This window comes from Nocardioides sp. cx-169 (assembly GCF_021083605.1).
Lineage (GTDB): Bacteria > Actinomycetota > Actinomycetes > Propionibacteriales > Nocardioidaceae > Nocardioides.
The window spans coordinates 578480-604850 of the sequence record NZ_JAJNRO010000002.1 but is presented as its reverse complement, the minus strand read 5'-3'; the positions used below and the strand labels follow the sequence as shown (position 1 = coordinate 604850).

Genomic DNA, 26371 nt, shown 5'->3' with positions numbered 1-26371 from the left:
CTGAGCGCGAGGATCAGGCCCATGGACCCGACCAGGCCGGCCGTCGCCGGCGTCCCCTCTCCGGAGGGGGCGCCGGCGACGCCGGACCTCGGCGACCTGATGAACCTCTCCGCCCGGGGCGACCAGGCGGCGTTCGCCCAGCTGTACGACGCCATCGCCGCGCGCGTGTTCGGCCTGGCCGTCCGCGTGGTCCGCGACCCGGCGCAGGCCGAGGAGGTCACCCAGGAGTCGCTCCTGGAGATCTGGCGCACGGCGAGCCGCTACGACGGGGAGCTGGGCAGCCCGATGGCCTGGATCCTCACCATCGTGCACCGCAAGGCCGTCGACCGGGTCCGCTCGGCCGAGGCGGCGAGCCGCCGGGACACGACGTACCACTCGCAGAACCAGGCGGTCGACCACGACACGACCGCCGACGCCGCGCACGCCTCGCTGGAGGCCAAGCGGGTGCGCGACGCACTGCACTCCCTCACCCAGGTCCAGCGAGAGGCGCTGGAGCTCGCCTACTTCGGGGGCTACACACACACCGAGGTGGCTACGATGCTCGACCTCCCGGTCGGCACCGCCAAGACACGGATCCGCGACGGCCTGATCAGGCTGCGCGACACGATGGGAGTAGGAACATGAGCAGCGACATCCACGCGCTCTCGGGTGCCTACGCCGTCGACGCGCTCGACGACCTGGAGCGCGCCCAGTTCGAGCGGCACCTCGCGGAGTGCGAGACCTGCCGGGCCGAGGTGCGCAGCCTGCGGGAGGCGACCGCCATGCTGGCGGAGGCCGTCCGACAGGAGCCGCCCGCCGGGCTTCGCGACCGGGTCCTCGCCGGCATCGACACCGTGCGTCCGCTGCCTCCGGCGGTGCCCGCTCCCGAGCAGCGCAAGCGCCGGCGCCTTCCCCTCCTCCTGGCGGCCGCCTCGGTCGCCGCCGTGGTCGGAATCGGCGCCGTGGCCGCGTGGCAGCCGTGGGACGACGACACGTCCCAGGGCACGCCGAGCGCCGCCGAGCGGGTCCGCCGGGCACCCGACGCCGAGACCTTCACCCAGCGGGTCGACGGCGCCACCGTGACGCTGGTGCGCTCGGCCCAGCTCAACCAGGCCGTCATCTCGGCGGAGGGCCTGCCCCAGCTCGACGAGTCGCAGGTCTACGAGATGTGGCTCCTGCACGACGGGCTCATGGTCCCGGCCGGGATCATGGAGGGCGAGTCCGGCGAGCTCGAGCTCGAGGGCGATCCCGCCACCGCCCAGGGCGCCGGCATCACCGTCGAGCCCGCCGGCGGCTCCGAGGAGCCGAGCGGCGACCCGGTCCTGACCTTCGAGTTCGAGCAAGCCTGATGAGCCACCAGCACCGCCGCCGCGTCGCGGTGGTGGGATCCGGCGTGGCCGGACTCACCGCCGCGCATGTCGCCGCCGCGCACGCCGACGTCACGCTCTTCGAGGCCGACGGGCGCCTCGGCGGGCACGCCGACACCCACCTCGTCCACGAGGGCGAGCGCGAGCTCGCGATCGACACCGGCTTCATCGTGCACAACGAGCGCACCTACCCGGTCCTGCTGCGCCTCTTCGCCGAGCTCAGCGTCACCACGCAGGAGTCGGAGATGTCGATGTCGATCCGCGACGACAGCACCGGCCTGGAGTGGGCCGGCGCGCTCGGCCGCAAGGGCGTGTTCCCCGGTGCTCGCCACCTGCTGCGGCCCCACTACCTGCGGATGCTCGCCGAGATCCCGCGCTTCCACCGGGCCGCGCGTCGCCTCCTTGCCACGGAGGGGGCCGACACCACCCTGCGCGACTTCCTGGCCGCCGCCGGCTTCACGCCGTACTTCACGCGGCACTTCATGGAGCCCCTCGTCGCCGCGGTCTGGTCCTGCGACCCCGCGGTCTCCCTGGACTACCCGGCCCGCTACCTGTTCACGTTCCTGCAGCACCACGGGATGCTCGCGGTCTTCGGCTCGCCGCCGTGGCGCACCGTCACCGGCGGCTCCCAGGAGTACGTCGGTCGCCTCGCCGCCCGGCTGCCCGACGTGCGCACCGGCACCAAGGTGACCTCCGTGCTCGAGACGGCCGACGGCGTCGAGATCACCGAGGGCAACGGCGTGGTCTCGACCTACGACGCCGTCGTCCTCGCGACCCACCCCGGCCAGGCCCTGGCGATGCTCGCCGAGCCCACCGCCGCTCAGCGCGAGGTCCTCGGCGCGATGCCCTACGCGCCCAACGTGGCCCTGCTGCACACCGACACCGCCCTGCTGCCGCGCAACGCCAACGCGTGGGCCAGCTGGAACGTGCGCCGACCCGCGACCGAGGGACGAGGTCGCGCTGGGGTCCTGGTCACCTACGACCTCACCCGGCTGCAGCGCCTGGACACCGGGACCCGCTACCTGGTGACGCTGGGCGGCGAGCACCTCGTCGACCCGGCCACGGTCATCGCCCGGAGGGAGTACGAGCACCCGCTCTACAACCCCGCGTCGGTCGCCGCGCAGCGGCGGCTGCCGGAGATCGCCACCGACCGGGTCGTGTTCGCCGGCGCCTACCACGGGTGGGGCTTCCACGAGGACGGCGCGCGCTCGGGCCTGGCCGCCGCGGAGCGTCTCGGTCTCACGTGGGACGCACCGCCAGCCGAGACCGCCGACCCCGCCCGCGCGGCGGCGGTCTACGCGACCACGATCAGGCACACCCGCCGGACGCCGTTCGCGCGGACCTTCGAGCACCGCTCGCACACCTGGGTGGTGGACCTGGACCGGCTGCCCGACCACGGTCTGCTGGGCCGCTTCGAGGCGCGCGACCACCTCGGCGACCCGGACCGCACGATCCGCGCCAACGTCGAGGCGCTGCTGAGCCGTGAGGGACTTGCCCTGGGCGCCGGCCGGATCCTGATGGCCGCCCACACCCGCGCGTTCGGCCACTGCTTCAACCCGATCAGCGTCTTCTGGTGCTACGACGCCGCCGGCGACCTGGCCGCGACGGTGGTCGAGGTGCACAACACCTACGGCGACCGCCACGCCTACGTCGTCCACCCCGACGAGCAGGGCCGGGCGACGACGCCCAAGGCCATGTACGTCTCGCCGTTCCACGGCACCGACGGCACCTACGAGCTCGCCGTGCCCGCCCCGGGCCGGCGCCTGCACGTGGCCGTCACCCTCCGCAGCGACGACGGCGAGGTCTTCTCGGCCTCCCTCTCGGGGCGTCGTACCGACCGCGGAGCCTGGCGCGCCGCACCCGAGGCCCTGCGCGGCTCCGCGCTGATCCGGGCCCACGGCGTGCGGCTGTGGCTGCGCCGGCTCCCGATCCGTCCCCGGCCCTCGCACCACCAGGAAGGAGTCTCCCGATGACGATGACTCCCGCACGTCCCCTCGTGAACCACTGGCCCGGCCTCGACGTGGTGCCCGCCGGTCCGCGCGCCGCCGTCTCCGCGCGGGTCGCGAAGCGGCTCTTCCGCGCGGCGATCGACCGGCTCGACGTCACCGTGCTGGCCGGCGAGGAGACCTTCGGCCGGGGCGGCCCGGTCGCCGTCGTCCACCGTCCCGAGGAGCTCTACGCCCGGATCGGGCAGCACCAGCTGATCGGCTTCGGCGAGGCCTACCTCACCGGGGCCTGGGACGCCCAGGACCTGGGCGGGTTCCTCACCGTGCTCGCCGCCGAGGTCTCCGACCTGGTGCCGCAGAGCCTGCAGCGGCTGCGGGCCGCGATCGTCGCGCGGCCGCCGCGCGGGCACCGCAACAGCGAGGCCAACACCCGCGACAACATCGCGCACCACTACGACCTGTCCAACGAGCTGTTCCAGCAGTTCCTTGACCCCACGCTGAGCTACTCCTCGGCGCTGTTCCCCGGCGACGTCGTCGACCGGGGCGGGCTCCTGCAGGCGTCGGCGCCGTACGACGTGCCGGTCGCGGGCGACCTGCACGACGCCCAGGCCCGCAAGATCGAGCGCCTGCTCGACGAGGCCGGCGTGGGCGCCGGAACCCGGCTGCTCGAGATCGGCTCCGGGTGGGGCGAGCTGGCCGTCCGGGCCGCGCGCCGCGGCGCCACGGTCCGCACCATCACGCTCTCCGCCGAGCAGCAGGCCCTGGCCCGCGAGCGGGTCGCCGCGGCGGGGCTCTCCACGCTGGTCTCGGTCGACCTGTGCGACTACCGCGCGGTCGAGGGCTCCTACGACGCGGTCGTGTCGGTCGAGATGATCGAGGCCGTCGGGTGGGAGTACTGGCGGACCTACTTCGAGACGATCGACCGGGTGCTCGCGCCCGGAGGGCGGGTCGCGATCCAGGCGATCACCATGCCCCACGACCGGATGCTCGCCACCCGGCGCACCTACACATGGATCAACAAGTACATCTTCCCCGGCGGCTTCCTGCCGTCCGTGCGCGCGCTCGACGAGGTCACCTCGGCGCACACGGGCCTGTCCCTGACCGGCCGGCTCTCCATGGGCGCGCACTACGCCGAGACGCTGCGGCTGTGGGACGAGACGTTCCTGGCCGGCTCGCAGCGGGTGCTCGGGCTCGGGTTCGACGAGACGTTCCTGCGGATGTGGCACTTCTACCTGGAGTACTCGCGCGCCGGCTTCGCGGCCGGCTACCTCGACGTCAACCAGCTCACCTTCGCGCGGCTCGGGGAGGGCGCGTGAGTGCCGTGGACGTCGCGTCGCGCCTGGCCGCCGCGGTCGAGCCGTTCGTCGGCGGCGAGCTGCCGGTGCGGCTGCGCGCCTGGGACGGCTCGGAGGCCGGACCGGCCGGCGCCCCGCTGGTCGAGCTGCGCTCGCCGGACGCCGTACGCCGCCTGCTGCGCCACCCCGGCGAGCTCGGGGCCGCGCAGGCCTACGTCACCGGGGAGCTGGAGGTCCACGAGGAGGGCGGTTGGGACCTCGACGCCGCGCTCACCCACGCCTTCTCCATCGCCCGCGAGCGAGGCCTGAGCGGTGGGCGGCCGAGCGCCGCGGCGCTGGCGCGCGCCGTCCGCGCGGTCGCGGGGACCGGTGCGCTCGGGCGTCCCCCCGCGGCGCCGGCCTCGCAGGCGCGCATCCGCGGCCGGCTGCACAGCCCGCTGCGGGACCGCCGCTCGATCAGCCACCACTACGACCTCTCCCACGAGTTCTACTCGCTGATCCTGGACCCGAGCCTGGCCTACTCGTGCGGTTACCACGCCTCAGCCGACCAGCCGCTCGAGGAGGCGCAGGCCGCCAAGCTGTCGCTGGTCTGCCGCAAGCTCGGCCTCGAGCCCGGGATGCGGCTGCTCGACGTCGGCAGCGGCTGGGGGTCGCTGTCGCTGCACGCCGCCGAGCACTTCGGGGCGCGCGTCGTCGGGGTGACGATCTCGGCCGAGCAGAAGCGGCTCGGCGACGCCCGCATCACCGAGCGCGAGCTGGCCGACCGAGTCGAGATCCGGCTGCAGGACTACCGCGAGGTGCCCGAGCGAGACCACTTCGACGCGGTGTCGTCGATCGAGATGGGGGAGCACGTCGGCCAGGGCAACTACCCGGCGTACGCCGCGGTCCTGCACCGCTCGGTGCGCCCGGGCGGGCGGGTGCTCGTGCAGCAGATGTCGCGAACCGGCCGGTGGCCCGGCGGCGGTCCGTTCATCGAGTCGTTCATCGCCCCGGACATGTACATGCGCCCGGTCGGCGAGACGGTGATGCTGCTCGAGCGCTCGGGCCTCGAGACGCGCGACGTGCACGGGCTGCGCGAACACTACGTCCACACGGTCGCCGGGTGGCTGCGGCGCTTCGAGGCGAACGCCGAGCGGCTGACCGAGCTCGTCGGCGAGGAGGTCGTGCGGGTCTGGCGGCTCTACCTCGTGGGCGGCGCGATGGCCTTCCGCGACGGGCGCATGGGCGTCGACCAGATCCTCCTGGTCCGCCCCGGCGGCACGCACACCCTGCCGCTGGTGCGTGGGTGATGGCGGCCCTCCTGATCGTCAGCGCGGCCGCTCTCGGGTCGGTCGCGCTGATCATGCTTCTGACCGCGCTCCTGGCCCGCCGTCTGGGCCGGGTGGCCGTGGTCGACGTCGCCTGGGGGCTCGGCTTCGTCGTGGTCGCCGCGGTCTGCGCGGTGGTCGGGCTCGGCAGCGACCGGGACCCGGTCCGGCCCTGGCTGGTGCTCGCACTGGTCTCGGTGTGGGGACTGCGCCTGGCGTGGCACATACGCCGCCGCGCGGTCGGCCACGGCGAGGACCCGCGCTACGAGGAGGTCCTGGGCGGCACGCTGCCGGAGGTCGGTCTGGGCGTCGCGGTGCGCAAGGTGTTCGCGGTGCAGGGCCTCGCGGTCTGCTTCGTCTCGCTGCCGGTGCAGGTGGGCGCCGTCTCGGAGGTCCGGTCGTGGGCGGTCGTGGCGGCCGGCGTCGCGATCTGGGTCGTCGGCGTGGTCTTCGAGAGCGTCGGCGACGCCCAGCTGGCGGCGTACAGGAGGGACCCGGACCGCCCGAAGGTGATGGACCGCGGGCTGTGGCACTACACCCGCCACCCCAACTACTTCGGCGACGCCTGCGTCTGGTGGGGCCTGTGGCTGGTCGCCGGCCTCGCGTCGGGCTGGGAGGCCGGTCTCGCGACCGTGCTCGCCCCGGTCGCCATGACCTACTTCCTGGTGTTCGCCACCGGCGCGCGGCTGCTGGAGCGCACGATGATGCAGCGCGAGGGCTACCCGGCGTACGCCGCCCGGACCTCGATGTTCCTGCCGCTGCCGCCCCGCCGCCGCCCCGGCGGCGCCCGCCGCGCCGTCGCGTGACGGCGCGGCTCCGACTCGGCGCGGAGCCCATATCCTGCGACTCGTGCCCTCCGACGACGCCCGGCCTGATGTCCGGCCCGATGCCCCGCCCGAGGCGGAGCTGGGTGAGGAGCTCGTCCGCCTGGCCTCGGCCGACAACTTCCGCGACGTCGCCGGACCCGGGTACGCGACGACCGACGGCCGCGCCGTACGCCGCGGGGTGTTGTACCGCTCCAACGAGCTGACGCTCACCGACGAGGACGCCGAGGCCCTGTCCCGCCTGGGGATCACCACGATCTTCGACCTGCGCGACGCCCACGAGGTCGAGGCCCACCCGGACGCGCCGGTGCCCGGAGCCACGTGGCGCCACGTCGAGGTGCGGGGCATCCCGATGGACGCGGTGGTGACCCTTGGGACGCGCGAGCAGGGGCTCGCCGTGATGCGCGAGGTCTACCGGGGCTTCGTGGAGAAGCCGGGTGGGCGCGAGGCGTTCCGCGTGCTGCTGCACGAGATCGCCTCGGGCGACGCACCGCAGCTGTTCCACTGCACCGCCGGGAAGGACCGCACCGGCTGGGCCGCGGCGCTGCTGCTGCACATCGCCGGCGTGGACGCCGACACGATCCTCCAGGACTACCTCGCCACCAACACCATCGCGTCGGCCACGCGCACCAAGTATCTCGCGATGGTGCGCGAGCACCTCGGCGAGGACAAGGTCGACGTCTACGAGGCCGTCATGGTCGCCGACGGCGCGTACCTGCAGGTGGCCTACGACGCCGCCGATGCGGCGTACGGCTCGCTGGACGGCTACCTCGCCGACGGACTAGGGCTCGCGCGCGACACCCTGGCCGCCCTCCGCGCCCGCCTGGTCGTCTAGCCGGACGCTCTGGGTCCGGGCGGACCGGCCGTCCTTCTCGTGGCCGTCCAGCACGATCTCGTGGGTGTCCCCGTCGCGGCCGTCGAAGCGGACGATCACGGTCTCGAAGCCCTTGTGGCGCTGCATCTGCGCGTACATCGCGTAGACCCGGCGGTCCGCCTCGGTGAGGTCGACCGCGTCCGTGAACGGCGTCAGCAGCGCGCGCGGCCACAGCCGCTGGGCCAGCACCACGTTGAGCTCGACACCGAGCACCCCGATCACCGCGGCGATGTAGATCAGGCCGATGAGCCCCAGGACCAGGCCGAAGGTCTGGTTCATGGAGCTCGTGCCCGCCAGGACGTTGGTGGCGTAGACCGTGCCGAGCTGCTGTAGGGCCTGCCACCCCAGCGCGACGAAGAACGCCCCGGGGGCGGCGCGGGTGAGGCGGTCCCGGCGGGGCGAGGCCATCCGGAACAGCAGGGTGAGCACCAGCCCGACCACGACCACGGTCGCGCCGAGGATCAGCCAGCGAATGGTCGTGTTGATCTCGGCGCCGAAGTTCTCGGCGTTGCTGCCCGCCACCCCGAAGCCCGAGAGCACCAGCACCGCCACCCCGGCCGACGCCAGGAGGGTGAGGCTGCGAAAGCGCAGCAGGAACGGGTTGGGCCGGCTGTTGCGTGGCACGGCGAACGCCGTCGCCATGGTGTTCTGCGCCGCCATGCCCAGCCCCAGGCATCCGTACATCGCCGCCAGCGCTCCGACCACGACCGCGCCGGTCGAGCCGCGCAGGCCCTCGGGCCGGCCGAGCTGGTCGCCGATGATCGGGAAGTTGCTCAGCGCCGAGTTGAGCACCTGATCCTGGAGCTCGGGGTCCCCCTGCAGGACGAAGCCGAAGATCGACGTCGCCAGCAGCAGGATCGGGAAGATCGCGACGAAGGCGTAGTAGGTCAGCGCCGCCGACAGGTAGTTGCCCTGGTCGTCGAAGAACTTGTAGACCACCGCGATCGGCACGCCCAGCACCCGGAAGCGCCGCTGCGTGCGATCGAACCTCCCGACGACGTTGCCCACGCCGTTACGGTACCGGCGCCACCTCCGTGCGCCGCCCGGCGCGGCGGACGTCGGCGGGCAGGTACCACCTCAGTACGACTTCGGCAGCCCCAGCGAGTGCATCGAGACGAAGTTGAGGATCATCTCGCGGCTGACGGGGGCGATCCGGCCGGCGCGGGTGGCGACGAGCAGGCCCGCCATGCCGTACTCCTGGGTGATCCCGTTGCCGCCGTGGGTGTGGACGGCGCGGTCGGCGGCGTCGCAGGCGGCCTCGGCGGCGGCGTACTTGGCCATGTTGGCCGCCTCGCCGGCGGCCATGTCGTCGCCGGCGTCGTAGAGGGCGGCGGCCTTCTGGGTCATCAGCCGGGCCAGCTCGATCTCGATGTGCGACTGGGCCAGCGGGTGCGCGATGGCCTGGTGGGAGCCGATCGGGCCCTTGAAGACCACGCGCTCCTTGGCGTACGCCGTCGCCTTGTCGAGCGCGTAGCGAGCCAGGCCGGTGGAGAACGACGCCGCCATGATCCGCTCGGGGTTGAGGCCGGCGAACAGCTGGACCAGGCCGCCGTCCTCGTCGCCCACCAGGGCGTCGGCGGGCAGCCGGACGTCGTCGAGGAACACCTGGAACTGCAGCTCCGGGCTGACGATCTCCATCGGGATCGCCTTCGCCTCCAGCCCGGGGGCGTCGGTCGGGACCACGAACAGGCAGGGCTTGAGCTTGCCGGTCTTCGCGTCCTCGGTGCGCGCGACCACGAGCACGTTGTCGGCCTCGTCGACGCCCGAGATGTAGATCTTGCGCCCGGTCAGCACCCAGCCGTCGCCGTCGCGGCGCGCGGTCGTGGTGATGTTGTGGGTGTTGGTGCCGGCGTCGGGCTCGGTGATGGCGAACGCCATCGTGCCGGTGCCGTCGCAGATGCCGGGCAGCCAGCGCCGCTTCTGCTCCTCGGTGCCGTAGCGGGTGATGATCGTGCCGCAGATCGCGGGGCTGACGACCATGAGCAGCAGCGGGCACCCCTGCGCCGACAGCTCCTCGCACACTGCCGCGATGTCGCCGATGCCGCCGCCACCGCCGCCGTACTCCTCGGGGATGTTGATGCCGAGGTAGCCGAACTTTCCGATCTCCAGCCACAGCTCGGTGGTCTTCTCGCCGGAGCGCGCCTTCTCTGCGAACCACTCCCGGCCGTACTTGCCGGCCAGCTTGCGCACGGCCTTCCGGAGCTCGGTGCGCTCCTCGGTCTCGGTGAACGTGGTCATGCGTCTTCTCCTGTCTCGACGACGGCGAGGACCTCACCGGCGGCGACCTGGGTGCCTGGCTGGACGTGGATCTCGGCGACCGTGCCGTCGTGCGGCGCGCTCACGGTGTGCTGCATCTTCATGGCCTCGAGGACCAGGACCGGGTCTCCGGCACTGACGTTCGCACCCGGCTCGACGACCACTCGCACGACGGTGCCGGGCATCGGCGCGAGCAGCGAGCCGCTCGCGACCGCGTCGGCCGGATCCACGAACCGCGGGACCCGCTCGAGCCGCACGTGCCCGTGGGTGGAGTCGACGTCGACGACCAGGCCGGCGACCGCGACGTCGTACGTCGTGCGGACGCCGTCGGTCTCGAGCGTCACGGAGGTGGGGCTCGCCGCCACGACGACGTGGCCGTCGACGACGTACCCGTCGCGCCCGCCGAGCCACTCGACAACCAGATCGCCCTCGAAGTCGGTGCGCTGCGGCTGGGAGGTGACGTTGCGCCAGCCCACCGGGACCCCGGCCTGCACGGTCCGGGCCGCCCCGGCCCGCTCCGCCAGCGCCACCGCCGCCGCCACCGCAGCCGCCTCGGTGGTTGAGGAAGGACGGAGTCCCGTCTCGAAGCCCCCGAGGAACGCCGTGCTGACCTGACCCGACACGAAGGTCTCGTCCCGCAGGATCGCGACCAGCAGGTCCCGGTTGGTGGCCAGGCCGTGGATGCGGGCCCGGCTCAGGACCGACGCGAGCTTGCGGGCGGCGGCCTGGCGGGTGCCGGCGCGCGCGATGACCTTGGCGAGCATCGCGTCGTAGTGGGTCGACACCTCGTTGCCGCCGGCGAAGCCGGCCTCCACGCGGATGCCGTCCTCGACCGGGATGTCGAACGCCGTGAGCAGCCCGCTCTGCGGCTGGTAGTCGGCGCCCGGGTCCTCGGCGTACAGACGGACCTCGATCGCGTGCCCCTCCGGCCGCACCGCTCCCGCTACCGCCTCGCCCTCGGCCACCGAGATCTGCAGCGCGACCAGGTCGACGCCGAAGACGGCCTCCGTCACGGGGTGCTCCACCTGGAGCCGGGTGTTCATCTCCAGGAAGAAGAAGCGGTCCCTCTCGGCGTCGTAGAGGAACTCGACCGTGCCCGCTCCGCGGTAGTCGATCGCGGCCGCGGCTGCACGCGCGGCCTGGTGCAGCGCCTGGCGCGTCGGCTCAGGCAGCGCCGGCGCCGGCGCCTCCTCCACGACCTTCTGGTGGCGGCGCTGGATCGAGCAGTCGCGCTCACCGTAGACCTCGACCCCCTCGCCGTGGCCCAGGACCTGGACCTCGACGTGGCGGCCCTGCTCGATGTAGGGCTCGACGAAGACGGTCCCGTCGCCGAAGGCCGACTCGGCCTCCGCGCGCGCCTTCTCGATCTCGCCGGGCAGGTCGGCGAGGGAGCGCACGACCCGCATGCCGCGGCCGCCGCCGCCCGCCGAGGCCTTGACCAGCAGCGGCAGGTCGGCCTCGGTGGCGGTCTCCACATCGAGGTTGCCCAGCACCGGGACGCCGGCGGCCTCCATGAGCTTCTTGGACTCGATCTTCGAGCCCATCTGCTCGATCGACTCCGGCGCGGGGCCGATCCAGGTCAGGCCCGCGGCCGCGACGGCGCGGGCGAAGTCGGCGTTCTCCGACAGGAAGCCGTAGCCGGGGTGGATCGCGTCGGCGCCCGTACGGCGGGCGGCGTCGAGCAGCAGGGCGCCCTGCAGGTAGGTGTCGGCCGGCGAGGTGCCCGGGAGGCGTACGGCGTGGTCGGCCTCGCCGACGTAGGGCAGGCCTGAGTCGGCGTCGGAGTGGACGGCCACGGTCTCGATGCCGAGCTCGCGACAGGTGCGGAACACCCGGCTCGCGATCTCGGCGCGGTTGGCGACGAGGACTCTGTTGATGGTCGGCATGCGGCTCACATCCTGAAGACGCCGAAGCGGTCGGTGCCGCTGTACGCCGAGTTGTCGATCACGGACAGGCAGATGCCCAGGACGGTGCGGGTGTCGCGCGGATCGATGACACCGTCGTCGTAGAGCATCCCGGAGAGGAAGTACGGCAGGGACTGCTCCTCGACCTGCGCCTCGACGAGCTCCTTGATGCCCTTGAAGCCCTCGGCGTCGAACTCCTGGCCCTTGGACTCCGCGGACTGCTGGGCCACGATCTCGAGCACCCCGGCCAGCTGGGCCGGGCCCATCACCGCGGACTTGGCCGAGGGCCAGGTGAAGAGGAAGCGGGGGTCGAAGGCGCGCCCGTTCATGCCGTAGTTGCCGGCCCCGTACGACGCGCCCATGACCACCGTCAGGTGCGGCACGGTGGAGTTGCTGATCGCGTTGATCATCATCGCGCCGTGCTTGATGATCCCGCCCTGCTCGTAGTCCTTGCCGACCATGTAGCCGGTGGTGTTGTGCAGGAACAGCAGCGGGGTGTCGCTCTGGTTGGCGAGCTGGACGAACTGCGTCGCCTTCTGCGCCTCCTCGGAGAACAGCACGCCCTGCGCGTTGGCGAGGATGCCGATGGGATGGCCGTGGAGCCTGGCCCAGCCGGTGACCAGCGAGGTGCCGTAGAGCGGCTTGAACTCGTCGAACGCCCTACCCTCAGAGCCGCCCTCGCTCACGCCGTCGCAGATCCGCGCGATGACCTCGCGCGGGTCGAACGGCTCCTTCAGGTCGGTGGGGATCAGGTCGAGCAGGCCGTCGGGGTCGGCGTCAGGCTCGGCGTACGCCGCCGGGGCGCTCCGCGCCTTGCGCCAGTTGAGCCGCGCGACGATGCGCCGCCCGATCCGGATGGCGTCGCGCTCGTCCTCGGCGAGGTAGTCGGCGAGGCCCGAGGTGCGCGCGTGCATCTCGGCGCCGCCGAGCGACTCGTCGTCGGACTCCTCGCCGGTGGCCATCTTCACCAGGGGCGGGCCGCCGAGGAACACCTTGGCCTGCTCCTTGACCATGACCGTGTAGTCGCTCATGCCGGGCACATAGGCGCCACCGGCCGTGGAGTTGCCGAAGACCAGCGCGATCGTGGGCTGCTTGCGCGCGCTGGCCCGGGTCAGGTCACGGAACAGCTTGCCGCCGGGGATGAAGATCTCCTTCTGCGTCGGCAGGTCCGCGCCGCCCGACTCGACCAACGAGACGCTCGGCAGGCCGTTCTCCTCGGCGATCTGGGAGGCGCGGAAGATCTTCTTCACCGTCCAGGGGTTGGAGGCGCCGCCCTTCACCGAGGGGTCGTTGGCGGTGATCATGCACTCCACGCCCTCGATCACCCCGATGCCGGTGACCACGCTGGCGCCGACGGCGAAGTCCGAGCCCCAGCCGGCCAGCGGGCTCAGCTCCAGGAACGCCGAGCCCTCGTCGACCAACAGCTCGATGCGCTCGCGCGGCATCAGCTTGCCGCGACCGTGGTGGCGCGCGACGGACTTCTCCCCGCCCCCGGCCACCGCCTTCGCGTTCTCGGCGTCGAGCGCCTCGATCTTCTCGAGCATCGCCTCGCGGTTGCTCATGAGCGGTCCTCCTCGGTGGTTGAGGTGCGAGGAGCGCCAGCGACGAGCCTCGAAACCCGGTGACGTGCCTGTGGCCTCATGACGCGTAGCCCAACAGCTTGGCCGCGAGGTCGGCGAGCACCTCGGTGGCGCCGCCCCCGATGGGCAGGAGCCGGGCGTCGCGGTAGTGCCGCTCCACCTCGGTGCCGTGCATGTAGCCGGTCCCGCCGAACAGCTGGACCGCCTGGTCGCAGACGTAGGTCGCTGCGTCGCAGGCCGTCTGCTTGGCCAGGCAGGCCTCGGCGATGACGCTCTCCCCGGCCACGTGGCGGGCGGCGACAGCGTGCGTGTAGGCGCGCGCCACCTCGACCTGGCGGTGCATCTCGAGCAGCTTGTGGCGCACGACCTGGCGCGAGACGAGCGGCTTGCCGAAGGTGTCTCGCTCCTGGCAGTAGGCGTGGGCGAGCGCGAGCGAGCGGGCGGCGATGCCGTGGCCGTGGACCGCGAGCGCCATCCGCTCGACGACGAACTGCTCCGCGATGTACCAGAAGCCGGCGTTCTCCTCGCCGACCAGGTTGCCGACCGGGACCCGGACGTCGGCGAAGGACAGCTCGGCGGTGTCCGAGCAGTGCCAGCCCATCTTGGCCAGGGACCGGTCGACGGTGAAGCCGGGCGTGCCCTTGTCGATCACCAGCAGGCTCACCCCACCGGCGCCCGGACCGCCGGTGCGGACCGCGGTCGTCACGAAGTCGGCGCGCACGCCGCTGGTGATGAAGGTCTTGGCGCCGTTGACGACGTAGTGCTCGCCGTCGCGTACGGCGCTCGTGCGCAGGCTGCCGACGTCGGAGCCGCCGCCGGGCTCGGTGATCGCGAGCGAGCCGATCGTCTGCCCGGCCAGGGTCGGCCGCACGTAGCGGTCGACCAGCTCGGGCGAGCCGTGGGCGGCGATGTGCGGCAGCGCGATGCCGTGGGTGAACAGCCCGGCCATCAGGCCGCTCGACGCCCCGGCGGCAAACATCGCCTCCTGGAGCGCGACCGTGTCGAGCAGGTCGCCGCCCTCGCCGCCCACCGACTCCGGGAAGGAGATGCCGAGCAGCCCCTGCGCGGCGGCAGCCCGGTGCAGCTCGCGCGGGATCGAGCCCGCGTCCTCCCACTCCTGGAGGTGCGGGGCGACCTCGCGGCGGGTGAACTCGGTGGCGACCTCGCGCAGCGCGTCGCGGTGCTCGCTGCTCATGTCAGGTCCTCCTGGATGTGGACCAGGCGCGAGCGCACCCATTCGCCCAGGCCCTTGGCCTGGGGGTCGAAGCGGGTCGAGGCCGCGACCCCCTCGCCGAGCAGACCGCGGATGAGCACGTTGACGGCACCGAGGTGGGGGAGCAGGTACACCTCGACGTCGAGGTCTCGTGCCTCCGGGATCAGCTCGCGCACCTTGCGCGGGCTCATGAACTTGGCCAGCCAGGTGACGCGCTCGTCGTACTTGTCGGGACCGTCGGGGCCGTCGTGCGCGACCCACAGGCCGAGGTTGGCGTCGCCGCCCTTGTCGCCGGACCGGGCGTGGACGAAGGTCCCCAGCGGCACCCGCCGGGTAAGCGAGTCGGTCGGGGCGGGGTACGGCGAGGGCCGCAGACCGTCCTCGGTGTCGGGGCTCGAGAAGTCGGTGGGGTCCGCGATGACCTCGCGGCTCCCGTCGGCGTGCACGACGGTGTGGGTGACGGCCGAGCGATCGACGTACTCGGCCCGATAGACGCCGTACGGCGTGGGCGGTCCCGGCGGGGCGGTCATGGTGAATCCCGGATAGGACGCCAGCGCGAGCTCGACCGCGGGGCCGGTGAACGCCTTGCCGACCGGGCCCGCCTCGGGGTCGAGGGCCGTGCACCGCAGCAGGCAGGACGCGCCCTCCTCGGTGTCGGCGTCGGCGCCCGGGAGCGCCGTGCGGGTCCAGCTGACGCTCGCCGCGGTGAGCGACGGCTCGAGCTGCTCGCGGACCCACGCGGCCTTGGCGTCGATGTCGAGGCCGGTGAGGACGAGCTCGAGGGAGTTGCGGAAGCCGCCGAGGGTGTTGACGCAGACCTTGAGCCGCTCCGGTGGCGCCTCGCCGGTGACCCCCGAGATCGCGACCCGGTCGGGGCCGGCCTGGGCCAGGCGCACCGACGCGAGGTCGGCGACGACGTCGGGGTTGAGGTAGCGGGTGGTCTGGATCTCGTAGACCAGCTGGGCGGTGACGGTGTCGATGGTGACCGCGCCGCCGGTGCCGTCCTGCTTGGTGACGACGCACGAGCCGTCGGCGGCGATCTCGGCCAGCGGGAAGCCCAGCGGCCGCCCGGTGCGGGGCAGCCTCCGGAAGCCGGAGAAGTTGCCGCCCGTGGCCTGCGTGCCGCACTCGAGCACGTGGCCCGCGACGACGGCGCCGGCCAGCTCGTCGTACGACGTGGGCGTCCAGCCGAAGTGGGCGACGGCGGGCCCGACCACGAGCGAGGCGTCGGTGACCCGGCCGGTGACGACGATGTCCGCGCCCTGGCGCAGCGCGGCGGCGATGCCGAAGCCGCCCAGGTAGGCGTTGGCCGTGAGCGCGCCGTCGAAGGACAGCGCGCGCAGGTCGTCGCCCTCGACGTGGGCGACCTTGGCGTCCAGCCCGAGGCCGGTCGCGACCTCGCGGACCTTGTCGGCCAGGCCGGCGGGGTTGAGGCCACCGGCGTTGCCGACGATCTTGACGCCCTTCTCGAGCGCGAGCCCGAGGCAGTCCTCGAGCTGGCGCACGAAGGTGCGCGCGTAGCCGAGCGAGGGGTCCTTCATCGTGTCCCGGCCGAGGATCAGCATGGTCAGCTCGGCGAGGTAGTCGCCCGTGAGGACGTCCAGGGCCTGCCCCTCCTGGGCACCCTCCAGCATCTCGCGCATCGCCGCGAGCCGGTCGCCGTAGAAGCCGGAACAGTTGCCGATGCGCAGGGGCTTGGAGGCTCGTTCCACTCTCACCTCAGCCACCGTTCCTCACCCGCCCCTCGCCCGGAGGTCCCGCGAAGCACTGGGCGATCCCCAGCCACTGCTCGGCCTCGGCCCCCACGGCCACCAGCGCGGTGTCGTCGCGGTGGATGCGCTGGGTCGCCAGCAGGCAGAAGTCGTACGCCGGCCCGCTCACCCGCTGCACGGCGTCGTCCGGCCCCCAGGCCCACACCTCGCCGGACGGTGCGATGAGCTCGACGCGGAACTCCTCCGCGGGCGCCGGCAGGCCGTGGGTGGCGAACGCGAAGCCGCGGGTGCGCACGCCGAGGTGGGCGACGTGCCGGATCCGGTCGGTGACCTCCGGCTCGACGCCGAGCGCCTCATAGACGTCGAGCGCGTGGGCCCAGGTCTCCATGAAGCGGGCGGTCGCCATCGAGGACGGCGACATCGGCGGCCCGAACCACGGCATCCGCTCGCCCTCGGGGAAGTCCCGCAGCGTCTCGGCGAGGGCCGTGCGCGCCTTGCCCCAGCGCGCCAGCAGGGCGGCCGGGCTCAGCCGGGCGACCTCGTGGGCCGACGCGTCGACGTACCCGGTCGGATCCGCGATCGCGTCGAGCACGATCGCGTCCCAGGCCTCCTTGTCCGCCGGTCCCTCGACCGAGCGGGCCGCGGCCGCGGCGGTCTCGTCGGTCCAGAGCAGGTGCGCGACCTGAGTCGCCACGGTCCAACCCGGTGCCGGGGTCGGGGTGCTCCAGCCACCGTCGGCCCGCTCGCCCAGGCCCGAGACGGCGCTCCAGAGCCGGTCGGTCTCGGCGGCCAGGTCGGCGAGCAGGTCCTCGAGCAGCTGGTTCACGGGGTCTCCTTCAAAGCGGCGTCGAGGGTCAGGGCCCACTGGTCGAGGATGCCGGCGCGCCGGCGGGCGTCGTCGGTGATGGTGTCGGCGAGACCGAGGCCGCGGACCAGGTCGAGGGTCGCCTGGATGAGCTCGCGGGTCCCGGGCCGGGACTCGTCGGCGCCGAGCAGCTCCACGGTGAGGCGGTGCACCTCGCGCCCGACCCGCTGCTCCAGCGGAGCGACGGCGGCCAGCAGCGTCTCGTCGGTGCGCGCCGCCACCCAGAGCTCCAGCGCAGCGGTGAACACCGGCGAGGTGAAGTGGTCGCCGAGCATCTCGAGCACCGCCCGAGTGCGGCGCTCGCCCTGCGGAAGGCGCGTGGCCGCGGCGGCGAGCTCCCGGCCGCGCACCTCGGTCAGGTGCTCGACGGCGGCGACCACGAGGTCGTTCTTGGTCGGGAAGTGGTGCAGCTGGGCGCCCCGGCTCACCCCGGCCCGCTCGGAGACCAGCGTCGTGGTCGTGCCGCCGAAGCCGCGCTCGACCAGCACCTCCACCGTCGCCTGGAGCAGCCGGGCCCGCATCGCCCGGCTGCGCTCCTCCTGGGAGACGCGGGTCGCGGGTCCGGTGGTCATAGGGCGAGCCTGCCGCCTGATGAACAAACAGTCAAGCCTGACTTTTAGTTTTTACCGACAAGCAGCGTTGATCTCGATGTACAACGCAAGTGGCAGGAGAAGTGGGTACCGCAGTGGTTGCCCTGCGCCGCGCCCACCCGGGTCGGCCGTCCTGAGGAGGCCCCCATGAGGCGTACCCACCAGCTCGTCCCCTTGGCCGCAGCGGCCCTGCTGCTGGCCGCGTGCGCGACCGGGTCGTCCGACGACGAGTCGGACGACGCGACGTACGACCGCGAGGCCGAGCTCAGCGGCGCGCTGACCGTGATGGGCTTCGGCGCCGTCGACGAGATCGCGAGCACCCGGCTGGACCGCGCCGAGGAGGCGCTGGGCGGCGACGTCGACGTGGAGCTGGTCGAGGGCGACCTGGACATCCAGCAGTTCCTGTCGTCGGTGGCCAGCGGCGAGCCGCCGGAGATCATCTACGCCGACCGCAAGCAGATCGGCACCTTCGCCTCGCGGGGGGCGATCGTCCCGCTCACCGACTGCATCGACGGCGAGCAGGTCGACACCTCGGTCCTGCGGGAGTCCGCGCTGGACCAGGTCACCTTCGCCGACGAGATCTGGGCCGTGCCGGAGTTCAGCCTGGTCCAGATCGTGCAGGCCAACGGCGACCTCCTGCGGCAGGAGGGGCTGACGCTCGACGACGTCAACGGCTCCGACTGGGACGCCGTGGCCGAGGCCAACCGCGCGCTGATGGGGCGCCAGGGCGGCGACCTGTCGGTGATCGGCTACGACACCAAGCTGCCCGAGTTCCTGCCGCTGTGGGCCAAGGCCAACGGCGCCGACCTCATCTCCGAGGACGGACGCACCGCCCAGCTCGACGACCCGGCGGTCGTGGAGGCGCTGGAGTTCGCGGTGTCGGTCTACGACGAGCAGGGCGGCTTCAGCGACGTCAAGGCGTTCCGCGACTCCGCCGACTTCTTCGGCGAGGGCAACCAGTTCGCCTCCGGGACCCTCGGGGCGATGCCGATGGAGCAGTGGTACGTCAGCGTCCTCAACGACGTCTCGCCCCAGGCCCCGGTCGTCTTCGACACCTTCCGCGACACCGACGGCGAGCCGCTCGCCTTCGCCTCCGGCTCGGCCTGGGCGATCCCCAAGGGCAGCGCCAACCCCGAGGCCGCGTGCCGCTTCGCCCGGGTCATGACCGAGACCGAGAGCTGGGTGGCCGCCGCGCAGGAGCGCGTCCGCCTGCGCGGCGAGAAGGAGGGCGGCATCTTCACCGGGCTGCTGACCGCCAACGAGGAGGCCGACGAGCAGGTGCGCGCGATGGTCGAGCCCAGCGGCGAGGAGAAGTGGGACAGCGCCGTCACCGCCCAGTACGACGCCAACGACCACACGTTCTCGCTCCCGGCGAACCCCGCCGGCGAGGAGTTCGAGACGGCCTGGGAGGACGCGGTCAACCGGGTGCTCAACGGCCAGCAGTCGCCCCAGGAGGCGATGGCCCAGGCTCAGGAGGAGGCGCAGAGCGCCCTCGACGCCGGCTGGGCCGAGTGGGAGGAGCGGTGAGCACCGCCGCGCTCACCCCCTTCCGACGCGTGCCCTCCTCCCGCGGCGGCGCCGAGCGCCGGGACCGGCGCGCCGCGCTGCTCTTCATCAGCCCCTGGATCGTCGGCTTCCTGCTCTTCACCGCCTACCCGGTCCTCTACACCGGCTACCTCTCCCTGACCGACTACGACGTGATCAACGATCCCGCCTTCGTCGGGACGGCCAACTTCGAGGAGCTCCTGCAGGACCCCAAGGTCTCGCTGGCGTTGCGCAACACCTTCGTGTTCGTCCTGCTCAGCGTGCCGGCCCAGGCCGTCGTCTCCCTGGGGCTGGCCCTACTGCTCAACGCGGCGGGGCGGGCCTCGGGCTTCTTCCGCACGGCGTTCTTCCTGCCCAAGATGACCCCGCCGGTGGCGATCGGGATCCTGCTGCTGCTGCTGTTCAACGGCCAGAGCGGACTCATCAACGAGGCGCTCGGGCTCGTCGGGATCGACGGCCCCTCGTGGACCACCGACCCGACCTGGGTCAAGCCGGGGCTGGCGATGATGAGCCTCTGGACGGTCGGCGGCTCGGTCATCATCCTGCTGGCGGCCCTGCGCAACGTGCCGGAGGAGCTCTACGACGCCGCCCTCTGCGACGGGGCCGGCTGGTGGCGTCGCACCTGGCACGTGACCCTGCCGATGATCAGCGGAGCGCTGTTCTTCGTGGTCATCGTGGACACGATCGCCGGCTTCCAGTCGTTCACCGAGGCCTACACCGCCTTCTTCGGCAGCGGCAACACGACCTACGGCAACGACGCGGCGCTCTTCTACTCGATCTACCTCTTCCAGCAGGCCTTCGAGTTCCTGCACATGGGCTACGCCGCCGCCCTCGCGTGGGTGCTGTTCCTGATCATCATGGTCGTCACCTTCGTCCAGATCCGGGTCAGCAAGCGACTGGTCTACCTCGAGGGGGAGCAGCGATGACCGCCGTCGACACCCCGGCGCCGCGTACCGACCCCGTCGCGCCCCACGCCGCCGTCGCCCACGAGGAGCCGCCGACCCGTCGCCGTCGCGGCAGCCCCCTCCAGCGCGCGCTGGTCACCGCCGCGCTGGTGCTGCTCACCGTCGTCTTCGTCTACCCCTTCGTGTGGCTGGTCAGCGCGTCGTTCAAGCCGCGCGGCGAGGTCTTCGACAACCGGCTCATCCCGCGGACCTTCACCCTCGACAACTACGTGGAGGTGTGGAAGGAGCCGATCGGCCAGTGGCTGGTCAACACCGCCCTGGTGACCGTGCTCGCCACGGTGACCGTCACGCTCTCCAGCGCGCTGGTGGCCTGGGGCTTCAGCTACTTCCGCTTCCGCGGCCGGGGCGTGCTCTTCGGGGTCGTGCTGGCCACGATGATGCTGCCGGGCGCGGTGACGATGATCCCGACGTACCTGATCTGGGACGCGCTCGGCCAGGTCGGCACGCTCACCCCGCTGTGGGCCGGCAACCTGTTCGGCAGCGCCTTCTACATCTTCCTGCTGCGCCAGTTCTTCCTCGGGCTGCCGCGTGACGTCTTCGAGGCAGCCACCCTCGACGGCGCCAACAACTGGCAGGTCTTCTGGCACATCGGGCTGCCGCTCACCAAGCCGGCGCTGGTCGTCGTGGCGCTGTTCGAGTTCCAGGCGGCGTGGACCGACCTGATGCGGCCGCTGATCTACCTGCGCGACGCGGCGGACTTCACCGTGCCCCGCGGCCTGAAGTCGATGCTGGACCAGTTCGGCTTCGGCGGCGAGTGGCACTGGGAGATCGTCATCACGGCCAGCGTCATCGCCACGGTGCCGATGATCGTGCTGTTCTTCCTGGGTCAGCGGCACTTCGTGCGCGGCATCGCGACCACCGGCAACAAGGGCTGATCCGTAGGTCAGAATCGCTGCATGTCCACGATCTTGATCACCGGAGCGTCCTCCGGCCTCGGCGCCGAGATGGCCCGCCAGTTCGCCGCGAAGGGCTACGACCTCGCCCTGTGCGCCCGTCGCCTGGAGCGGCTCGAGGAGCTGCGCGAGGAGATCGCGGCGGCGTACCCCGAGCGCCGGGTCGTCCTCCGCGCGCTCGACGTCACCGACGACGAGGCGGTCTTCGAGGTGTTCCGCGCCTTCCGCGCCGACTTCGGCGCCCTCGACCGGGTCGTCATCAACGCCGGCCTCGGCAAGGGCGCGGCGCTGGGCACCGGCCGGTTCGACGCCAACCGCGAGACGGCGATGACCAACTTCGTCGCCGCCCTCGCCCAGACCGAGGCGGCGATGGAGATCTTCCGCGACCAGGAGTTCGGCCACCTGGTCATGGTCTCCTCGATGTCGGCGCTGCGCGGGATGCCCAAGTCGATGACGACCTACGCCGCCACGAAGGCCGGCGCGGCAATGCTCGCCGAGGGCATCCGCACCGAGCTCTACGGCAAGCCGCTGGGCGAGCGGCTCAAGGTCACCGTCCTCTACCCCGGCTACATCGCCTCGGAGATGAACGACTCGGTCGCCGACAGGCCGCCGTTCCTCGTCTCCACCGAGAAGGGCGTGCGCTCCATGGTCTCCGCCATCGAGAGACAGGTCGCCGACGCCTGCGTCCCACCCCTCCCCTGGGCCCCCCTCTCCCTGCTCATGAAGCACGCCCCCCTGCCCGTCCTCAAGCGCCTCATCTAGTGCCCCGTCGGGATAGTCCCGGACGAATGTGTCGTTCCAGCGGCCGAAAAACGACACAAACGTCCGGGACTACCCCACCCTCAGCGGTAGGTCAGCAGGTCGCCGCGCAGGTGGGTGTGCTCGTTGAAGGTGAGCAGGCGGGCACCCGTCGAGCCGACGACGACGCGGGTGACCGAGGAGTTGACCATGACCGTGTTGAAGCGGGACCAGACGCGGGCCGCGGTGGCGGGGTCGGCCTCCGGGTCGGTCAGGGCCGCGGCGACGACGGCGATGGTGCCGCCGGAGCTGACGACCACGACGGTGCGGCCGGGCCCGGCCTCCGCGACCACGGCGGCCAGCGAGGAGCGCACCCGGGCGACGAAGCCGGCGTAGGTCTCGGAGAAGCCGTGCGCCTCTCCCGCGCTCCAGCGCGCGGTCGCCCGCTCGAAGAGCTGCTGGAAGGTACGGCGGTCCAGCGGACCGGGCGGCAGGTCGGGCTGGGCGGCGACCAGCCCGACGTGGTCGAACTCGTCCCAGCCCGCATCGACCGTCACCGGCACGTCGCGCCAGCCGCCGCCCTCCGCGATCGCCTCGGCGGTCTCGCGGTGTCGCCGCATGTCGCCGCGGACCACCAGCGCGGGCGCCACGTCCTGCTCGCGCAGCCGGGCGCCGAGCACGCGGCCCTGCGCCCACCCGGTCTCGGACAGCACGTCGTAGTCGTCGGCGCCGAACGACGCCTGGCCGTGGCGCACCAACAGGAGCTGCCCCATCAGCCGGCCGACAGCAGCGAGCGGCAGCGGGTCTCGAGGTAGCCGACCGCCGGGCCGAACACGGCGTACTGCTCGTTGGTGGTCTGCCGGTGGAAGTAGCGGTACCAGATCTGCTGGGCGATCACGGCCAGCCGGAACAGCCCGAACACCTCGTAGAAGCGCCACCGCTCGGGCGTCATGTCGAAGCCCATCCGCTCGCAGTAGTGCTCGACCACCTCCCACCGCGTCCACATGCCCGGGGTCGTGGTCGGCTGGCGCCGGAACATCTGGAAGAACTCGTCGTCGCCGGCCTCGACCCAGTACGACAGCATCCCGCCGAGGTCCATCAGCGGGTCGCCGACGGTGGCCATCTCCCAGTCCAGCACGCCCACGACGCGCATCGGGTCGTCCGCGTCGAGGACCAGGTTGTCGAGGCGGAAGTCGTTGTGGATCATCCGCTGGGCGACGTCGGCGGGCTTGTGGGCCTCGAGCCAGGCCACGATGTCGGACCAGTCGCCGGTGTCGTCGGTGCGGGCGGCGGCGAAGCGCCTGGTCCAGCCGCCGAGCTGACGGTCGACGTACCCGTCACCACGGCCGTACGCCGCCAGCTCGGGCGCGGCCGACACGTCGACGGAGTGCAGGGCGACGAGCACGTCGAGGACGCTCTCGCACAGCCGCGAGACCTCCTCGGGCGGCAGCTCCCAGGGCAGGTCCCGGCGCGGGATCGTGCCCTCCATGCGCTCCATGACGTAGAAGTCCGAGCTGATGACCGACTCGTCGGCGCAGTGGCCCACCATCGTGGCGACGTACGGGAAGAGCGGCGCCAGCGCGCGCTGGATGGTGAACTCGCGGGCCATGTCGTGGGCGCTGGCGGCCTTCACGCCCGCCGGCGGTCGGCGCAGGATCAGGTCCCGCGCGGGGTAGCGCAGCAGGTAGGTCAGGTTGGAGGCGCCGCCGGGGAACTGCCGGACCTCCGGCGTGCCCTCGAGGTCGGCGCGGAACGCCAGCGCGTGCTCGCGCAGCCAGGCGGCGACCGCCTCGACGTCGAAGGCGTCCTCGTCGCGGACCGGCGTGGCCGGGTTGCCGGCGTCGCGGTCGCTCATGCGCCGACCTCGTCGAGCTTGGCCGCCTGCGCGCGCATGACCGCGTCGTACGTCGCCCGGTCGGACCACTTGAGACCGTAGGCGTCGCGAGCCGGCTGGTCCGGGAGGATCACCTCGTCGCCGCGGTCGAGACCCTCGAGCACCGCCGCGGCGATGTCGTCGGCGCTGATCGGCGAGGTCTCGACCAGGCGGCTGACGACCCCGGCCAGCGCGGTGTCGGCGCCTCGCAACGAGGACATCAGGTTGGTGCGGAAGTACGACGGGCAGACGACGTGAGCGCTCACGCCGTACGCCGCCAGCTCGTGGCCGGTGGTCTCGGTGAGCGCGACGACCGCCGCCTTGCTGGCGTTGTAGGACGCCATGCCGGCGGGGTGGACCAGGCCGGCGAGCGAGGAGGTGTTGACGATCCGGCCGGAGCGCTGGCGCTTGAGCATCGGCACGAAGGTGCGGGTGCCGCGCACCGCCCCGAGCAGGTTGATCTCCATGATCCACTGCCACTCGTCCATCGTGGCGACGTCGAGCCGACCGCCGCCCGCGACGCCGGCGTTGTTGACCAGGACGTCCAGCCCGCCCCAGGCGGCCTCCACGTGGGCGAGCGCCGCGGCCCAGTCGTCGTCGCTGGTGATGTCGAGGCGCAGGTCGGCTCCCTCCACCACGTCCGTGCGCAGGACCTCGTCGCCGCGCGCCTCGAAGGCGGTCGCCAGCGCCGCCCCGAGCCCCGACGCGGCGCCGGTGACGAGGACCCGGCTCACCGCTTGGTCCCGTACGGGCCGAGCTCGAGACGGGCGACGACGCCGAGGTGGACCTCGTCAGGACCGTCGGCGAGGCGCAGCGAGCGGGCCGAGGCCCAGGCGGCGGCGAGCGGGAAGTCCTCGGCCAGGCCGCCACCCCCGTGGATCTGGATTGCGAAGTCGATGACCTGCTGGGCCATGCGCGGTACGGCGACCTTGATCTGCGACACCTCGGACAGCGCGTTGAGCGGGCCGCCGACGTCCAGCTTCCAGGCGGCGTTGAGCACCAGCAGGCGAGCCTGGTCGATGGCGATGCGGGCCTCGGCGATCCGCTCGCGGTTGCCGCCCAGGTTGACCAGCGGCTTGCCGAACGCCGTGCGCCCGGTGCCGCGCTCGCAGGCCATCTGCAGGGCCAGCTCGGCCAGCCCGATGAGCCGCATGCAGTGGTGGACGCGGCCCGGCCCGAGGCGGCCCTGGGCGATCCCGAAGGCCTCCCCGGGTCCGCTGAGGATGTTGGCCGCCGGCACCCGGACGTCGGTGAAGGACACCTCCCCGTGGCCCAGCGGCTCGTCGTACAGGCCCATCACGCTGAGCATCCGCTCCACCTTGACGCCGGGCGTGTCGCGCGGCACGAGCACCATGGAATGGCGGTGGTGACGGTCGGCGTCGGGGTCGGTGAGCCCCATGAACACCAGGATCTTGCAGTCCGGGTGGCCGATGCCGGTGGACCACCACTTGCGCCCGTTGATGACGACCTCGTCCCCGTCGACGACGGCCGTGGCCTCCATGTTGGTGGCGTCCGAGGACGCGACGCCGGGCTCGGTCATCGTGAAGGCCGAGCGGATCCGGCCCTCCAACAGCGGCTCGAGCCACTCGCGGCGCTGATCCTCGGTGCCGTAGCGCAGCAGCACCTCCATGTTGCCGGTGTCGGGGGCGTTGCAGTTCAGCACCAACGGCGCGATCGCGGAGCGGCCGGTCAGCTCGGCGATCGGCGCGTAGTCGACGTTGGTCAGCCCTTCGCCGCCGTCGGTGCCGAAGCGTACGGCGTACTCGCCGGCGTGCTCGTGGGGCAGGAAGAGGTTCCACAGGCCGCGCTCGCGCGCCTTGGTCTTGAGCTCCTCGATCAGCGGGAGCGGCTGCCAGGGGTCGCCCGTACGACGGGCCTGCGCGAGGTCGCGGTGGTACTCCTCCTCCGCTGGCTCGATCTCGGTCTCGACGAAGTCCTTGACGCGGGCGGTCAGGTCGGCGGCGCGCGGTGAGGGAGAGAAGTCCACGTACCGCACAGTAGTGCGACGATGCTCCCGTGCAGACCCTCCTGCCTGCCCTGACCGCCCTCGCCGCGGTCGCGCTGCTCGCGGGCGGATGCAGCGGTGAGGGCGAGCCCGGGGCCACGCCGTCGCCCCCGCCGCCCTCGGCGTCCGAGCACGCCGGCGCCGACGAGCCGTCGCTGCGCGCCGGCCTCGTGCGCCTCTGGGTCGGCGACGACGCCACGGCCGAGGACACCGAGACGGGCGAGTGCTTCGCCGACGCGCTGATCGAGGCCTCGACCCCGCAGCAGCTGGCCGGCGCGGGCATCCTCGACGGCTCCCACACCGTTGTGGCCGAGCTGCCGGTCCTCGACCGGGCCGGCGCCGAGCTGTGGGTCGATGCCCAGCTCGCCTGCACCGACCTGGTCGCCGAGTCGACGCGAGCCCAGGTCGCCGCGACCAAGGGCAAGGTCGACCGCACCGCCTACGAGGCCTGCCTGCGCGACGCCCTCACCGAGCAGCAGCTGCGCGAGGCCGCCGAGGAGGCGGTCATGGGCAACCTCGCCGGTGACGCCGTCTCGGCCTTCAGCGCCGCCCAGCTCACCTGCGTCCAGCAGGCCCTCCCACCCGACTGACCCGTCACCGACTGCGCGAAATCACCGCTGACCCGTCAGAAAGTCCCTGA

24 protein-coding genes are annotated in these 26371 nt (G+C 72.5%); 12 read left to right on the top strand and 12 right to left on the bottom strand.

Translation table 11 applies throughout. The features are described from left to right. Positions 1-21: 21 nt before the first annotated feature. The 7 genes from sigK to LRP67_RS04045 are packed head-to-tail and all read left to right on the top strand — an operon-like array spanning position 22 to position 7553. Complete coding sequence (gene sigK, locus LRP67_RS04075) at positions 22-624, top strand: ECF RNA polymerase sigma factor SigK (protein WP_231268903.1); 603 nt, start codon at positions 22-24, stop codon at positions 622-624. Further along, a complete protein-coding gene (locus LRP67_RS04070; RefSeq protein ID WP_231268902.1) occupies positions 621-1328 on the top strand; it encodes an anti-sigma factor domain-containing protein in 708 nt (235 codons plus the stop codon). The genes sigK and LRP67_RS04070 overlap by 4 nt, the downstream gene beginning before the upstream one ends. Further along, on the top strand, positions 1328-3319 hold the full coding sequence (locus LRP67_RS04065; RefSeq protein WP_231268901.1) for an FAD-dependent oxidoreductase: 1992 nt from the start codon (positions 1328-1330) through the stop codon (positions 3317-3319). The genes LRP67_RS04070 and LRP67_RS04065 overlap by 1 nt, the downstream gene beginning before the upstream one ends. After that, entirely contained in the window at positions 3316-4608 is a 1293-nt protein-coding gene (locus LRP67_RS04060; protein ID WP_231268900.1) for a cyclopropane-fatty-acyl-phospholipid synthase family protein, read from the top strand. Before LRP67_RS04065 ends, LRP67_RS04060 begins: the two co-directional genes overlap by 4 nt. Then, complete coding sequence (locus LRP67_RS04055) at positions 4605-5876, top strand: cyclopropane-fatty-acyl-phospholipid synthase family protein (protein WP_231268899.1); 1272 nt, start codon at positions 4605-4607, stop codon at positions 5874-5876. The genes LRP67_RS04060 and LRP67_RS04055 overlap by 4 nt, the downstream gene beginning before the upstream one ends. After that, on the top strand, positions 5876-6700 hold the full coding sequence (locus tag LRP67_RS04050) for a DUF1295 domain-containing protein (protein ID WP_231268898.1): 825 nt from the start codon (positions 5876-5878) through the stop codon (positions 6698-6700). The genes LRP67_RS04055 and LRP67_RS04050 overlap by 1 nt, the downstream gene beginning before the upstream one ends. A gap of 43 nt (positions 6701-6743) precedes the next feature. After that, entirely contained in the window at positions 6744-7553 is an 810-nt protein-coding gene (locus LRP67_RS04045) for a tyrosine-protein phosphatase (protein WP_231268897.1), read from the top strand. Here LRP67_RS04045 and LRP67_RS04040 read toward each other — a convergent pair. The 8 genes from LRP67_RS04040 to LRP67_RS04005 form a co-directional block, all read right to left on the bottom strand. Next, complete coding sequence (locus LRP67_RS04040) at positions 7500-8600, bottom strand: YihY/virulence factor BrkB family protein (RefSeq protein ID WP_231268896.1); 1101 nt, start codon at positions 8598-8600, stop codon at positions 7500-7502. The genes LRP67_RS04045 and LRP67_RS04040 overlap by 54 nt on opposite strands. Before the next feature lie 69 nt (positions 8601-8669). Then, on the bottom strand, positions 8670-9830 hold the full coding sequence (locus tag LRP67_RS04035) for an acyl-CoA dehydrogenase family protein (RefSeq protein ID WP_231268895.1): 1161 nt from the start codon (positions 9828-9830) through the stop codon (positions 8670-8672). Further along, complete coding sequence (locus tag LRP67_RS04030; protein ID WP_231268894.1) at positions 9827-11734, bottom strand: biotin carboxylase N-terminal domain-containing protein; 1908 nt, start codon at positions 11732-11734, stop codon at positions 9827-9829. Before LRP67_RS04030 ends, LRP67_RS04035 begins: the two co-directional genes overlap by 4 nt. A gap of 5 nt (positions 11735-11739) precedes the next feature. Then, positions 11740-13314, bottom strand: coding sequence for an acyl-CoA carboxylase subunit beta (locus LRP67_RS04025; RefSeq protein ID WP_231268893.1), 1575 nt, complete (start codon positions 13312-13314; stop codon positions 11740-11742). Positions 13315-13390: 76 nt separating this feature from the next. Then, the gene (locus LRP67_RS04020; RefSeq protein ID WP_231268892.1) at positions 13391-14527 is read right to left on the bottom strand and encodes an acyl-CoA dehydrogenase family protein; all 1137 of its coding nucleotides are present in this window, start codon (positions 14525-14527) and stop codon (positions 13391-13393) included. Then, positions 14524-16263 (bottom strand): acyclic terpene utilization AtuA family protein, encoded by a 1740-nt coding sequence (locus LRP67_RS04015; protein ID WP_231268891.1) that lies wholly within the window; start codon positions 16261-16263, stop codon positions 14524-14526. Before LRP67_RS04015 ends, LRP67_RS04020 begins: the two co-directional genes overlap by 4 nt. A 1-nt stretch (position 16264) precedes the next feature. Then, the gene (locus tag LRP67_RS04010; RefSeq protein WP_231268890.1) at positions 16265-17083 is read right to left on the bottom strand and encodes a TIGR03084 family metal-binding protein; all 819 of its coding nucleotides are present in this window, start codon (positions 17081-17083) and stop codon (positions 16265-16267) included. After that, a complete protein-coding gene (locus LRP67_RS04005; RefSeq protein ID WP_231268889.1) occupies positions 17080-17694 on the bottom strand; it encodes a TetR/AcrR family transcriptional regulator in 615 nt (204 codons plus the stop codon). The genes LRP67_RS04010 and LRP67_RS04005 overlap by 4 nt, the downstream gene beginning before the upstream one ends. Positions 17695-17859: 165 nt before the next feature. Here LRP67_RS04005 and LRP67_RS04000 point away from each other — a divergent pair, with 165 nt between their 5' ends. From LRP67_RS04000 to LRP67_RS03985, 4 genes are read left to right on the top strand one after another with little or no spacing between them, the layout of a single operon-like run. Beyond that, positions 17860-19239 carry an extracellular solute-binding protein gene (locus LRP67_RS04000; RefSeq protein WP_231268888.1) on the top strand — a complete coding sequence of 460 codons (1380 nt, stop codon included), beginning with the start codon at positions 17860-17862 and terminating at the stop codon, positions 19237-19239. Further along, entirely contained in the window at positions 19236-20183 is a 948-nt protein-coding gene (locus LRP67_RS03995; protein WP_231268887.1) for a carbohydrate ABC transporter permease, read from the top strand. Before LRP67_RS04000 ends, LRP67_RS03995 begins: the two co-directional genes overlap by 4 nt. Beyond that, the gene (locus LRP67_RS03990; protein ID WP_231268886.1) at positions 20180-21097 is read left to right on the top strand and encodes a carbohydrate ABC transporter permease; all 918 of its coding nucleotides are present in this window, start codon (positions 20180-20182) and stop codon (positions 21095-21097) included. Before LRP67_RS03995 ends, LRP67_RS03990 begins: the two co-directional genes overlap by 4 nt. Positions 21098-21118: 21 nt before the next feature. Further along, the gene (locus LRP67_RS03985) at positions 21119-21877 is read left to right on the top strand and encodes an SDR family oxidoreductase (RefSeq protein ID WP_231268885.1); all 759 of its coding nucleotides are present in this window, start codon (positions 21119-21121) and stop codon (positions 21875-21877) included. A gap of 80 nt (positions 21878-21957) precedes the next feature. Here the strand turns inward: LRP67_RS03985 and LRP67_RS03980 are convergent, their stop codons facing one another. From LRP67_RS03980 to LRP67_RS03965, 4 genes are read right to left on the bottom strand one after another with little or no spacing between them, the layout of a single operon-like run. Next, a complete protein-coding gene (locus LRP67_RS03980; RefSeq protein WP_231268884.1) occupies positions 21958-22626 on the bottom strand; it encodes a histidine phosphatase family protein in 669 nt (222 codons plus the stop codon). After that, the gene (locus LRP67_RS03975; protein WP_231268883.1) at positions 22626-23708 is read right to left on the bottom strand and encodes a phosphotransferase family protein; all 1083 of its coding nucleotides are present in this window, start codon (positions 23706-23708) and stop codon (positions 22626-22628) included. The genes LRP67_RS03980 and LRP67_RS03975 overlap by 1 nt, the downstream gene beginning before the upstream one ends. Then, on the bottom strand, positions 23705-24460 hold the full coding sequence (locus tag LRP67_RS03970; protein WP_231268882.1) for an SDR family NAD(P)-dependent oxidoreductase: 756 nt from the start codon (positions 24458-24460) through the stop codon (positions 23705-23707). The genes LRP67_RS03975 and LRP67_RS03970 overlap by 4 nt, the downstream gene beginning before the upstream one ends. Next, the gene (locus LRP67_RS03965; protein WP_231268881.1) at positions 24457-25713 is read right to left on the bottom strand and encodes an acyl-CoA dehydrogenase family protein; all 1257 of its coding nucleotides are present in this window, start codon (positions 25711-25713) and stop codon (positions 24457-24459) included. The genes LRP67_RS03970 and LRP67_RS03965 overlap by 4 nt, the downstream gene beginning before the upstream one ends. A 29-nt stretch (positions 25714-25742) precedes the next feature. Here LRP67_RS03965 and LRP67_RS03960 point away from each other — a divergent pair, with 29 nt between their 5' ends. After that, on the top strand, positions 25743-26321 hold the full coding sequence (locus LRP67_RS03960) for a hypothetical protein (RefSeq protein ID WP_231268880.1): 579 nt from the start codon (positions 25743-25745) through the stop codon (positions 26319-26321). The last annotated feature ends 50 nt before the right edge of the window (positions 26322-26371 follow it).